Below are 11,281 nucleotides of genomic sequence, written 5' to 3'. Positions count from 1 at the left end.
TTACTGCTGGCCAGAGAACAGGGACGTATACCGCTCCTCATGCAGGATATATTACCAAAGGTGATAATAACCCGGTGATCGATCAGGTCGGATGGTCAAATTACCGCAACCTGGGCGGACCCATCGAACCGGTCAAAAAAGAATGGATCATCGGGAAAGCCATGTATCAGGTTCCCCTGGTCGGATACCTCCCCCTCAATATTGTTCCTGTTATCATCATCGTGGTCGCCATCATGGTCCTTCATGAACTCTATCTCCGAAACCGGGCAAAGCGGGAGGAGGAGATGAAATCGGGCAGGAAGGTCTGACCCATGCATCTGCAGACCCTCTTATCTGACACTCTTGCCGGTCATCGCCTCACCGTGGATGAGGCAGCATTCCTGTTTTCAGTCACGGGCCATGAGGTGTTTGATCTCTTTCGTGCTGCAGATGAGCTCTGCAGGAAGAAGAACGGAAACCGGGTGACCTTTGTCAGAAACCAGAATATCCATATCACGAATATCTGTAAGAACCTCTGTGGATTCTGCGGGTTTGGCCGGACAAAGAACAGCCCGGGAGCATACCTGTTTGGAGAGGAGGAGGTAAAGGAGCAGGTACGGGCAGCAAAAGAGCGGAAGGTCTCTGAGATCTGTTTTCTCTCCGGGGTGCATCCTGATTTTACTCTGGAGACGTACCTTCTGTTCATGCGATGGGTCCATGAGGTGTATCCGTCGGTGCACATTCATGCGTTCTCCCCGGATGAGGTGGATTTTGTCGCACGAAAGGAGAATCTTCCGACATCAGAGGTCATTGACCGTCTTATGAAGGGAGGTCTTGGCACCCTTCAGGGGACCGCTGCCGAGATCCTGGTCGATGATGTCAGAAAGACGATATGTCCGGCAAAAGTGAAGACTGATGTGTGGGAGCGGATAACACGGGAAGCACACGGCCGCGGTCTTCGGTCAACGGCAACCATTATGTATGGATCTACGGAGACTCCCCGGGATCGTGCAGAACACCTGGACCGTATCAGGACGATTCAGGATGATACCGGCGGATTTACCGAGATGGTCCTTCTTACGTACATCCATCAGAAGACGCCCCTGTATGAGAAAGGTCTGGTACAGTATGGGCCGACCGGACGGGATGATCTGGTGACAACCGCGGTCTGCCGGCTCTTTCTGGACAACTTTGACCATATCCAGGTGTCATGGCCGAAACTGGGAGTGAAAATGACACAGATGGCATTACTGGCCGGTGCGGATGACCTGGCCGGGACGATGTACTTAGATGATGTCACCGGGGAAGCGGGAGGCGGGATGAGTGAATACCTGGATCCAAAAGAGATGGAGCATATGTGTGCCGACCTGGGCAGGGTCCTTGCAGAACGGACCACCGTATATTCTATCGTCTCCTGATCAGAGCCCGCGCTTTATCTGCCTGAGATCTGCCCCGGCAACATTTGCGCCCCGGAAATCTGCCCTGGTGACCGTTGCCCCGGTAAGTCGTGCCCCCTGCAGATTTGCATTGAGAAATATCGCATCGGTCAGGTCAGTATTGGAAAGGTTTGCCCTGGTAAGGTCTGCCCCGGCAAAATTTGCTTTTCTCAAACTGGAAAACTCAAAGTCAGTTTCAGATAACCGGGCCCCGTTCAGGTTGATCCCATCAAGGGAGAGGCCTGTCAGGTGAGCCCCTCTTAGATCCGGTCGTTTCCTCGGATTTTCTGCCTTCCATTGATTCCATGAAGCGACACCTCCCTTTATTGCTTCAACCTGTTTCTCGTCCGCCACACAGCCCACCTTGTTTCCCTGAGGGTTAGACTGGTATGGCTATATCTGTTATCAGGCGCAACCGGCATAACCAGTCCTTTCAATCACAATAGGAAACCTTTTTGAGTTGCCTATATGATGACTGAGGGTATGAAACGCAGCGTATATCTTATATTGACCGGCATCGCTGCTCTGGTGCTCTGTGTATCCATCTGCAGCGCCGGATTTGCACCCACATTTGAACTGATGCCCCTGAGTATGAAGGCCCCTTCTGATGCGAAACCCTACAATGACGAAGCATTCACGAGTGAGGCTGAAAAGATCATCGGAAAGATATCAAACTCTTCTGTCCCGACCGGGACAAAGCTGAGTGAGGTGACTGACGCCTACTACCGGCTGATTATGGAGAACGTCAGTCCGGATCTCTACCCCAACGCACATAACATCGCGGCATATCTCTACTATACCTCCAAGGCAGGAGAGACCTATACTGATTATCATGCTTATTTAAAATCCGTCTCAAAGACAACGGATGGTTCTGAATATTATACCGTTGCAGATCAGTACCGTCAGGTCGCTGCCGAGTTCTGGAACAAGATCAAGGATCTCTATCCGAATATGACTATGTTCACTCTCCCGCCGGCAGGGGAACCGATGCCTGAAGAAAAAGCAGAGCAGCAGGGCGACACCCTTGAAGGTCTGGATATTGCCATTCCGATGACCCAGAAGGCTCCTGACTCATCTGCTGATGATCAGACCGAGAAGTTCAAGACAAAAACTATCCGCTGGTTTGAGGATTATGTTGATCGGGCACGGCTCCCTGATGATGATCCAACCAATGACAAGACAGAAATGTCTCCGGGTCATCGCTTCCTGACTGGTGAAGGACTTGATTGGGCAGACAGCACCTATATGGATCTCCTCAGTATGAATGTCGCAGAGGACTTCTATACTAAGGCGAATTACATTGATGCATTCTTCTATCTGATCTCACAGGCTCGGGACTTTTATGAGGCATATATCAATGACCGGACCTATGTCTCATCTGTCTCTAATGGTGAGGAGAATTATGAGAAATCCAAGAAGTATTATGATCAGGCTGAGAAAGCCATCGGATACTTTGATGATATCATCCCGAATAATACCAACAGTACGCTTCCTGACTTCCCGAAGTTTGGTGAAGTGGAGAAAGGCACATTTGGTCTGGGTGAACTTGGATATATCACACCGGATATGGCTGACTACCTGAGTGGCGGTTCATCAGAATCCACCACCTGATTTTTTCTATGAAAATCCTGATAGCAGTCCCCCCAACCCAGTACCATGACAAGGAACTGGCACAGGTCATGGCGGTTTTTGATCAGAATAAGATCCCGTATGAGTTTGTGTCAAGGGAAAAAGGGCAGGCCAAGGGTACGTTTGGTGGCCGGGTGTATGTCCCCTTAAGTTTTGAGGAGGTCATCCTGACCAGAGAGGATGAGTTTGACGCCCTTGCCATATTAGGAGGACATGGAGCCCAGGCCCATTTCTGGAATAACCCTGACCTTCTTGAGCTGGTGAAGATCTTCCGGATTCACCGCAAGGTCATCGGGGCCATCAGTACAGCACCGGTGGTCATGGCACGGGCAGGTATATTAAAAAAGCGTCCTGCAACGGTCATATCCGGAGCTCCTATCAGGGAGATGATGAAGATGGACGTGAAGTTTGAGGATAAGCCGTTTGTCTTCCTGGACCGGCTGGTGACTGCCCGTGATCCGAGTGATGCAAAGAGGTTTGCCGAGCTGATCGTTGAATACCTGTATGGAAATCCAGAATTTAACGGACCACAGGTTGTTCCTGCACCAAATAAGCTGGGCTTTGATATCTGACCTATCGCGTCGCAAGTTTTGAAGCCCGTTCAAAACACCGGTCAGCATCTTTTTGCTGTCCCCGTCTTTGGAGTGCTTTTCCCTTTGCAAACCAGGTTACCGACGACTCCGGAATCTTATCAAGAACCCGGTCAAAATAGGCGATGGCGTTTTTATAGTCCCCGCCTTCCATGAGCAGGTTTCCTACCTTATACATGGCATCGGTATGGGACGGGTCGCACCGGATCGTCTCAAGGTAACACCGGATCGCCTCCTCATTATTCCCGGTCTTTTCAAGGATCTGGGCCATCTCATAATAGGCATGCCCGTTCTGAGGGTCCATCTCCACCACTCTGAGAAAACATGCCGTTGCATTCCGGTATGCCCCGAGTTTTTTATAGGCCACCCCTTTTGAGAACCAGGCAGTGATGTGATTTGCGATCATCCTGATGGTCTTATCAAAGTATTCAATGGCCTCCTGGGGTTTTCCTTCCTTATACAGGGCCTCTTTCCCCATCACGAGGTATACATCGGCGATATACTTGCGATATTTGGTGCTGCCCGGATCCAGTTCCATCGCCTCTTCGTAGGCATCTATCGCCTCATCAAACTGGTTTAAGACCTTGTAGGAGTTGCCAAGGAGCAGCCATGCAGCGGTGTAATCAGGACGAATCTTGAGGCATTTCTTAAAGAACTGGATGGCAGAGTGGTACCCCCCGATCTTCATGAGAGCCCGGCCCATGGAAAAGAGGAGATCCGGGTCCTGGGGTTTTTTCTCGAGTGCCTCTTCATATGCCTCGATTGCTTCATGGTACTGCCTCTTTTCGAACAGGTACCGCCCTTTCAGATCCCAGGGGTACTGGTATGATGCATGTATCTTTTTCGCCTGCTCAAACAGGCTCATTGCTTCGTCACGTTTTCCCAGGGTCCAGAGTGCCATCCCTTTCTCATGGAGGGCCGGCCCGTACTCAGGATGGGTCTTTAAGGTCTTGTTGCAGATCTCGACTGCTTCCAGGCACCGCATGGGATCCTGGTTCTGAAGGGCGACGAGGCGGAGGACAGACGCCCGCATGGTCAGGGCTTCAGGATTTTCCGGATCGATATCGAGGGCACGGATAAAGCAGTCATCCGCACGGTCATACCTGCCAAGACCGAGAAATGCTTTTCCCATCCCAATCCAGCATCCAGGATGGCTCCGGTCCAGTTCAATGCCACGGTTAAAAGTCTGAACTGCCGCCTCATACTTCTCCTTTGCAAGTTGTGTCTCTCCTTTCTGACAGTACGGCGTTGCCGGGCTCCCTTCCTGTCCTCCAATCCAGTCTCGAATCCCCATCAGTTCCTCATTGGTATGGTATTTTCACAGTAGATAAATTCTGTCAGAAGAATTCTCCCTGAATAGCAATGACCTCCTGACTATCCTGTGCTCCTGCATATGCAGCCAACGGCTCCTCGTTGAGTTGTAAAAACCTACTCCCCCAGCTGACCTTTGCCAGAATCTCCTCTGCCTGACTTTTCTCTCCCAGAATAACGAGTGCTGCAGCCATGGCCTCTATTGAGGTGAGACGAAAGGGTCTTCCGAAATTCACCGGATTTGCAGCAAGCAGATATGGCAGGGCCCGTTTAAATCTCCATGAACGGACCTGATCAGTGTCAAGGACCTCCCATGAACAGTCAAGGGCGGTAATGGTCCGCGTCTTTTCCCGGTCGGCCGGTGAGAGGGCCTGTTCTGCCGTCGGGTCAAGGATGAGGCTGGTCCGGGGAATGGCCGAAAGACGGGAGAAGAGTCTGACCATCCCGGCACGCTCAAGTTTTTTCATCGTGCATTTTCTGGGATCACATGAATTATCCCGGTATGCGAGCAGGGGGATCACACGGCACCACACTCTCTTGGTTCCCCCGTCTCCTGAGTCAGGGTCCCCTGCTGCGTCCGCTCTGCAATCTTTCTGACAATGTCCCGGGAACTGGTAAAAGGGGAACTGGAATGTTCTGATATCCTGACAACCTGTGCCCTGATGTTCTGTTTTTCCAGTGCCTTTTGCAGTGTTTCAGGGTCAAAGTGCTGGTTACAGCCAAGGGTGATGATATCAGGTTTCATCTCACGGATTGGACGGAACATATCCTCCAGATCCCCTAACACGGCATGAGTGACCGGTTTTAAGGCTGCTACCATCACCAATCGCTGGTCTTCCGGAATGACCGGCCGTGGTTTATGGCGGATATTTGCATCACGGGCAACGATCACATAGAGTTCGTCGCCAAGTTTTGCTGATTCCTCAAGGTACCAGAGATGGCCGGGATGGAGGATGTCAAAGGTTCCGGTTGCAACAACCCGGATCATGGCACCACCTCAAGGGCGACGGGGGTTCCGTCAGGGTAAAAACACCGCCAGTCATCCGGGCCATACGGGTCTTTGACGATGATATGACGGCTGCCACTGACCGAGAAGAAGCGTATATCTGCATCTGACGGGCGTAATACCCCGTTCGGGTGGCTATGGGCGCTTCCGACGATATGCAGGTTCAAGGGGACCATCTCAAACGGAACCTGGGCACTTGCCTCTCCTCCGATAGACCCTGGTATCTGATAGATATCAGAAATAATTCCGGATTCTGCTGACAGGAGTGCGGCAAACTCACGGGGATGTGATCCCCTGCCCATTGCAAGGAGGAGATCCAGCTGGATCCGTTTGATTGCGAAGATATTCACTGTTTTAATGCGGCCTTTATGTCTGATATGGGGAAAAATCCGTTGGAAAAAACTTCTTATGGTATTGAAATATTCCATTTCTCCTGTAGCCTCTAAATGATCCTTCCTATTCATCGGTTCTGATGATACAAGGCTATTGTGTTCAGAACGGCCCGTCCTGTTCAAAACTTCTTTGGAACCTGATTGCAAGTTCTGCCTTGAACAATTCGGCACCGAGGTACCCGGCATGGTCAAAGAGCGATACTCCGTCTGTCTGGAGAATGGTATAGAGTACATCCTGCCATCTGGTACCCTTTATCGCCTTTCCATTCCGGACCGCAACAATATACCCGTCCTCAATCCCAATCCGGTAATTTCCCCTGGGATCATAGGTTATCTCCCGTGGCATCGGACTGGCCATAATACTATCAGAATATTCAAGTGGTGGTTCCCTTCGCCTTCTCTTCTCCTTTATCCAAAACAGGTCAATACCAAGATCCTTCGGGTACGGCCGGCCGTCCATGAGAGCCATCATATCGGTTGCGGTCCGCATCTCCTGGATACATCCGGCTGTCTTGTCACTGTGTTCACTGCAGAATATGACTGATGCACCGGTTTCATAAGCCATACCGGCAAGAAGGGCACACATACCAACCGAGTCTGCATCACAGAGTTCGATGACATTTCCTGCACCAAAAAAGAGGGGGCACTCTGGATCGGTAAACCCGGCAAGCGACTCTACCAGTCCTGAACCACAGGGCTGGAGAACCGGGTCTGCAATGACTCTGGTGATCCCGGATGCTTCTGCCAGCCGGATGTTTGCAAGGAGTCCTGCCTCACCAGGCACGATAACGGCTCCGCATCCTGCCTCTGCAACCTTCTCTCCAACCTGAGGGATGTTCTCTTCCTGCAGGGAAAGGATGAGATCGGCCCGGAAGAGCGAGGCTTTGATAAGTGCCGGGTCCTGGGTATCGACGGCAAGCGGCCTTTCAATATCCTCAAGCTGGCGGAATACTGCGCGAACATCGTCCGGTGTTGCGTCAAACCCGAATCCGAGATCCACGATATCGGCCCCTTCTTTAAAAAATTTCAGGACCTTTGTACGGATGTCGGGGGTTTTATGGGCGTCCATGATCTCTGCAAGCACTTTTATCCTGGTCCCACCGCCGATCTTTACCCCCCTCAGAGCAAATGCCGGCTCCCTCTCCGCTTCCTTTCGTGAGATCCTGGCATATGCCTCTTTTCTCCGTTCACCTGACAGAAATTCATCGGCAGGAATGTCCCTGGAGAGTTCAATCTTTCCAATCAACGGGAGCACAAGGCCGACATCAGCCGCATGACGGGGTCCCCGGTAAATTGGAATACCCATCTCCTGTTCCACGTCTGTAAATGATGCCGTGCACATCCCGGACACCAGGACGAGATCATAGGATGTATCTGACATAAGAAGGGAGCGTACCTGTGCAGGAGTCAGAAATGAAGCAAGTTCTCCGGTCACTACCACATCCGCGTCAAAGCCTTTTGCAGCATCCTGAACGATGGTATACGTAACTCTTCCGGTAGGCAGCAGGATCCTCATCACCCTTTCCTTAATACCGGGAAGATAAAAAAATAATGTAGTCAGGGATGCTCAAAGCCGATCTCCATATCCATACCTCCTGTTCAAAGGACGGAGAGAGCACGGTCGCACAGGTGCTTGCTGCTGCTGTCACGGCAGGGATGGATGTTATTGCAATAACAGATCACGATACCATGGACGGGTACCGGATAGCCTGTGAGATATCTGCCGATATCCTGATAATACCCGGTGTGGAGGTTTCAACCAGGGAAGGACACCTGATTGCACTGGGTGTTGAAAAAGCTCCCCTTCCCGGATTTCCGATTCTTGATACCATACAGGAAGTAAGACAGGCCGGTGGGATTACCATTCTTCCTCACCCGTTCCACCGGTACCGGCATGGCGCCGCACTGAAGTGTGCCGAGGCATTTGGTGCTGCTGATGCGATTGAGGTGTATAACAGCCGGTATGTCATCCCTCATGCAAACCATCGGGCGATGCGTCTTGCAAGGGCTATGGGAAAGCCCGCTGTTGCCGGGAGTGATGCCCATAATGCCCGGTTTATCGGGTATGGACGGACGTTGATCGATGCTGAACGGGATATCGGGTCTGTTCTTTCAGCCATACAGGAAGGAAAGACAAAACCTGCCGGGAGAAAAACCCCGGTCAGAATTTATACCAAACAGTCATTGCGAAACTCATGGCGGAAGATCCGGGGCAGACTCCACTCATAAGACTGGCCTTTCGGATCGGGTATATCGGGACCTCATTTTTTGGATCACAGTACCAGCCTGATCAGCGGACGGTGGAAGGAGAGATAGAGGCTGCCTGTGTACGGGCAGGGATAATTACCAGTCGTCAGGAGTCACGGCTTGCCCTTTCAGGCAGGACCGATCGCGGTGTCCATGCAAAATGCCAGATTCTTGCGTTCTCAACCTCTCATCCGGATCTCGCGGTACGGGCCCTGAACGGGCAGTTACCTCCTGATATCTGGGTGACTGACTGGGCTCAGGTACCTGATTCGTTTTACCCAAGATATGATGTCATAAACCGTACCTACCGATATTATTTCAGCAGGCCTCCGTCAGACCTCAGGGCCATGAGCGATGCTGCCGGTTTGTTTTTGGGAACTCATGATTTTCGTTGCTTTGCACGGATAGAGCCGGGGAAAAGCCCGGTAAAGACGATTGATCTGATAACGGTTGTATCAGATGAGGACGGGTGCCGGCTTATCGTCACTGCACAGAGTTTTTTATGGCATATGGTCAGGTGCATAGCCGGATCCCTGTTTCAGGTATCTGAAGGGGAGATGACCATGAGGGATCTTGCGCAGTATCTTTCAGGGGCATGTAAAAATAAGGTCAAACCTGCACCACCGGACGGGCTCATCCTCTGGGATGTGCAGGCAGATCTTGACTGGCATGAGATCCCGGTTCAGGGGCTCAAAGTAAAAAGGATAGTCCGTCAGTCAGAAGAGCTGCATCTGTTAGGGACGGTGTACTCGCTCCTTGTACCCGGCCGGGAGGGTTAGAGGTCCTGCCTGACCTTGTCGATCATGGTCCTGATATCAAGCCAGATGATCAGTTCATTTTTGTCATGATCAGCAGTTCTGACTTTTTTCCTGATAATGCCCAGGATGTCCCGGTCACTTCTCTTTGAGGCATGGGTGTCCCGGTCGATATCCTCCTGAGTATAGGTCGAGACCGCCAGCACATCATCAACCAGCACTCCTATCATCTTCTCTGATACACCGGCATCAAGGACGATGATACGTGCCCGCTTCTTCCCGTCTGCCTCCCTGGTGATATGCATCATCTCTTTGAGATCGATGATGGTGGTTATTATCCCCCGTAAGTCGATGATCCCCTTGATAAATGAGGGAGTGTTTGGAAGCGGGGTAATTTCGGTTGTATTTATAACTTCCCGCGTGTCAAAGAGGTCTATGGCGAAGAGTTCATTTCCCAGAATGAATTCTACAACCTGAAGGGTTCCACTCCCTTTCGTCGCAGCCCGGGCGGTCTGTATTGATCTGTGTGTAATCACCGGTTCGGTATCTGAAGCTGTTTCCTGGTTCTGATAGTCAACAAGAAATGTGCCCATTTTTTATCCTCTGATCCCCGGCATCTCCATAACTTATGCCGGCACTTCTCTGTAAGTCATCATTTCAGGATGTATACTCATGAATGTTTCGCTCCTTTTATGAATTTTTTCCTGATATTGAGTTCCTCATACAGGGCCTGAGAAGATGCAGTTTTCTTTTATCCGATATAACCTGTATGCAAATGAAAGGCCCTCTTCCGGAAGATGTCCTGCACAGGTGGTTTGGGTACCGAACATTTCGGCCAGGACAAAAGGAGATCATCACCCACGTGCTCCAGGGGCGGGACGTGCTTGCGGTGATCGCAACCGGCGGGGGAAAGTCACTCTGTTACCAGATACCGGCTCTGATCAGGGACGGAGTCGGGATTGTCATATCACCCCTGATTGCTCTTATGAAAGATCAGGTGGATTGTCTGGCAGAGTCGGGGATTCCTGCCGCATTTCTGAACAGCACCCAGGATGTGAAGGATAAACGGAGCATTGAAGGATCTATTCTTGATGGGTCACTCAAACTTTTGTATATCTCTCCGGAACGACTGGTGCAGCCATCATTTCTTGAGTTTTTAAAATCCATCAAAATCAGCCTTTTTGCCATAGACGAAGCCCACTGCATCTCCCAGTGGGGGCATGAGTTCAGGCCTGAATACCGCAAGCTCTCAATTATCAGAAGAACCTTTGCCGATGTTCCGATTATTGCACTGACGGCAACCGCTACACCTTCGGTCAGGAGTGATATCGCAGATGAGCTCAGTCTTCATAACCCTGCGGTCTTTGTCGGTTCATTCAATCGTGAAAACCTCATCTACCGGATTGTAAAGAAGGAAGACGGCGAGCAGCAACTGGTTCAGTTCCTGAAGAGTCATCCGAATGAGTCAGGGATTGTATACTGTTTTTCAAAACGGCAGGTTACCGATCTTGCAAAAGTACTGCAGAAGAACGGGTTCTCCGCTCTTCCTTACCATGCCGATCTGCCAAAGTCGGTCAGACATGAGACCCAGGACCGGTTTTTAAGGGATGAGGTTCGGATCATTGTTGCGACGGTAGCATTCGGGATGGGGATTAACAAGCCTGATGTCAGGTTCGTGGTGCATTTTGACCTCCCGAAAAACCTTGAGCATTATTACCAGGAGACAGGACGGGCCGGGAGGGATGGTGATCCTGCAGAATGTCTGCTCCTCTATTCACGAGGGGATTTTCGCAAGATTGAGTACCTGATTGAACAGATGGCAGAAGGGACCGAACGGCAGGTCAGTCTCCGGAAGCTGCATGAGATGGTCGGGTATTGTGAGTCACGTGCCTGCAGGCGTGCCGTTCTCCTGACATATTTTGGTGAATCATGGGAT

Annotated in this window: 13 protein-coding genes and 1 pseudogene; 7 read left to right on the top strand and 7 right to left on the bottom strand. The window is 51.1% G+C overall.

What is annotated here, in order from left to right:
* A pseudogene (locus LDL35_RS11060) lies at positions 1-308 on the top strand (S26 family signal peptidase); the annotation flags it as partial.
* Between the two features lie 3 nt (positions 309-311).
* Entirely contained in the window at positions 312-1,397 is a 1,086-nt protein-coding gene (gene cofH, locus LDL35_RS11055; protein WP_304022405.1) for a 5-amino-6-(D-ribitylamino)uracil--L-tyrosine 4-hydroxyphenyl transferase CofH, read from the top strand.
* On the opposite strand, the gene LDL35_RS11050 is transcribed toward cofH, so the two are convergent.
* Entirely contained in the window at positions 1,398-1,778 is a 381-nt protein-coding gene (locus tag LDL35_RS11050) for a pentapeptide repeat-containing protein (RefSeq protein ID WP_304022404.1), read from the bottom strand. It abuts the gene before it with no gap.
* 120 nt (positions 1,779-1,898) lie between these two features.
* Between LDL35_RS11050 and LDL35_RS11045 the strand changes: the two genes are divergently transcribed.
* Positions 1,899-3,026: a hypothetical protein gene (locus LDL35_RS11045; RefSeq protein ID WP_304022402.1), complete on the top strand. Its 1,128-nt coding sequence runs from the start codon at positions 1,899-1,901 to the stop codon at positions 3,024-3,026.
* Between the two features lie 8 nt (positions 3,027-3,034).
* Positions 3,035-3,616 (top strand): DJ-1/PfpI family protein, encoded by a 582-nt coding sequence (locus LDL35_RS11040; RefSeq protein WP_304022400.1) that lies wholly within the window; start codon positions 3,035-3,037, stop codon positions 3,614-3,616.
* A gap of 1 nt (position 3,617) precedes the next feature.
* Here the strand turns inward: LDL35_RS11040 and LDL35_RS11035 are convergent, their stop codons facing one another.
* The 5 genes from LDL35_RS11035 to LDL35_RS11015 form a co-directional block, all read right to left on the bottom strand.
* Positions 3,618-4,928, bottom strand: coding sequence for a lipopolysaccharide assembly protein LapB (locus tag LDL35_RS11035; protein WP_304022399.1), 1,311 nt, complete (start codon positions 4,926-4,928; stop codon positions 3,618-3,620).
* Positions 4,929-4,971: 43 nt separating this feature from the next.
* Positions 4,972-5,466 (bottom strand): DUF367 family protein, encoded by a 495-nt coding sequence (locus tag LDL35_RS11030; protein ID WP_304022406.1) that lies wholly within the window; start codon positions 5,464-5,466, stop codon positions 4,972-4,974.
* Positions 5,463-5,933, bottom strand: a complete 471-nt coding sequence (locus tag LDL35_RS11025) for an adenylyltransferase/cytidyltransferase family protein (RefSeq protein ID WP_304022397.1) — start codon at positions 5,931-5,933, stop codon at positions 5,463-5,465. Before LDL35_RS11025 ends, LDL35_RS11030 begins: the two co-directional genes overlap by 4 nt.
* Complete coding sequence (locus LDL35_RS11020) at positions 5,930-6,301, bottom strand: Mov34/MPN/PAD-1 family protein (RefSeq protein WP_304022396.1); 372 nt, start codon at positions 6,299-6,301, stop codon at positions 5,930-5,932. The genes LDL35_RS11025 and LDL35_RS11020 overlap by 4 nt, the downstream gene beginning before the upstream one ends.
* A 142-nt stretch (positions 6,302-6,443) precedes the next feature.
* Positions 6,444-7,859, bottom strand: a complete 1,416-nt coding sequence (locus LDL35_RS11015; RefSeq protein WP_304022394.1) for a dihydropteroate synthase-like protein — start codon at positions 7,857-7,859, stop codon at positions 6,444-6,446.
* A gap of 47 nt (positions 7,860-7,906) precedes the next feature.
* Here LDL35_RS11015 and LDL35_RS11010 point away from each other — a divergent pair, with 47 nt between their 5' ends.
* Together LDL35_RS11010 and truA are read left to right on the top strand one after the other, a co-directional pair.
* Positions 7,907-8,572 (top strand): PHP domain-containing protein, encoded by a 666-nt coding sequence (locus LDL35_RS11010; RefSeq protein ID WP_304022392.1) that lies wholly within the window; start codon positions 7,907-7,909, stop codon positions 8,570-8,572.
* The gene (gene truA, locus LDL35_RS11005; protein ID WP_304022390.1) at positions 8,539-9,369 is read left to right on the top strand and encodes a tRNA pseudouridine(38-40) synthase TruA; all 831 of its coding nucleotides are present in this window, start codon (positions 8,539-8,541) and stop codon (positions 9,367-9,369) included. Before LDL35_RS11010 ends, truA begins: the two co-directional genes overlap by 34 nt.
* Here the strand turns inward: truA and LDL35_RS11000 are convergent.
* Positions 9,366-9,938 (bottom strand): chemotaxis protein CheW, encoded by a 573-nt coding sequence (locus LDL35_RS11000; RefSeq protein ID WP_304022389.1) that lies wholly within the window; start codon positions 9,936-9,938, stop codon positions 9,366-9,368. The two genes, truA and LDL35_RS11000, sit on opposite strands and share 4 nt — an antisense overlap.
* A gap of 176 nt (positions 9,939-10,114) precedes the next feature.
* Between LDL35_RS11000 and LDL35_RS10995 the strand changes: the two genes are divergently transcribed.
* Positions 10,115-11,281, top strand: a 1,167-nt coding sequence (locus LDL35_RS10995) for an ATP-dependent DNA helicase RecQ (RefSeq protein ID WP_304022387.1), incomplete at its 3' end; no start/stop codon positions are given.

The sequence above is a fragment of the Methanospirillum hungatei genome (genome assembly GCF_020216685.1).
Lineage (GTDB): Archaea > Halobacteriota > Methanomicrobia > Methanomicrobiales > Methanospirillaceae > Methanospirillum > Methanospirillum hungatei_B.
This window is presented reverse-complemented; position numbering and strand designations above follow the sequence as displayed.

What these genes read in the sequence shown, in the direction of transcription:
- LDL35_RS11040 (WP_304022400.1), top strand. Translation starts at nt 3,035, where the DNA reads ATGAAAATCCTGATAGCAGTCCCCCCAACCCAGTACCATGACAAGGAA.
- LDL35_RS11025 (WP_304022397.1), bottom strand. Translation starts at nt 5,933, where the DNA reads ATGATCCGGGTTGTTGCAACCGGAACCTTTGACATCCTCCATCCCGGC.
- LDL35_RS11035 (WP_304022399.1), bottom strand. Translation starts at nt 4,928, where the DNA reads ATGGGGATTCGAGACTGGATTGGAGGACAGGAAGGGAGCCCGGCAACG.
- LDL35_RS11010 (WP_304022392.1), top strand. Translation starts at nt 7,907, where the DNA reads ATGCTCAAAGCCGATCTCCATATCCATACCTCCTGTTCAAAGGACGGA.
- truA (WP_304022390.1), top strand. Translation starts at nt 8,539, where the DNA reads ATGGCGGAAGATCCGGGGCAGACTCCACTCATAAGACTGGCCTTTCGG.
- LDL35_RS11045 (WP_304022402.1), top strand. Translation starts at nt 1,899, where the DNA reads ATGAAACGCAGCGTATATCTTATATTGACCGGCATCGCTGCTCTGGTG.
- cofH (WP_304022405.1), top strand. Translation starts at nt 312, where the DNA reads ATGCATCTGCAGACCCTCTTATCTGACACTCTTGCCGGTCATCGCCTC.
- LDL35_RS11015 (WP_304022394.1), bottom strand. Translation starts at nt 7,859, where the DNA reads ATGAGGATCCTGCTGCCTACCGGAAGAGTTACGTATACCATCGTTCAG.
- LDL35_RS11000 (WP_304022389.1), bottom strand. Translation starts at nt 9,938, where the DNA reads ATGGGCACATTTCTTGTTGACTATCAGAACCAGGAAACAGCTTCAGAT.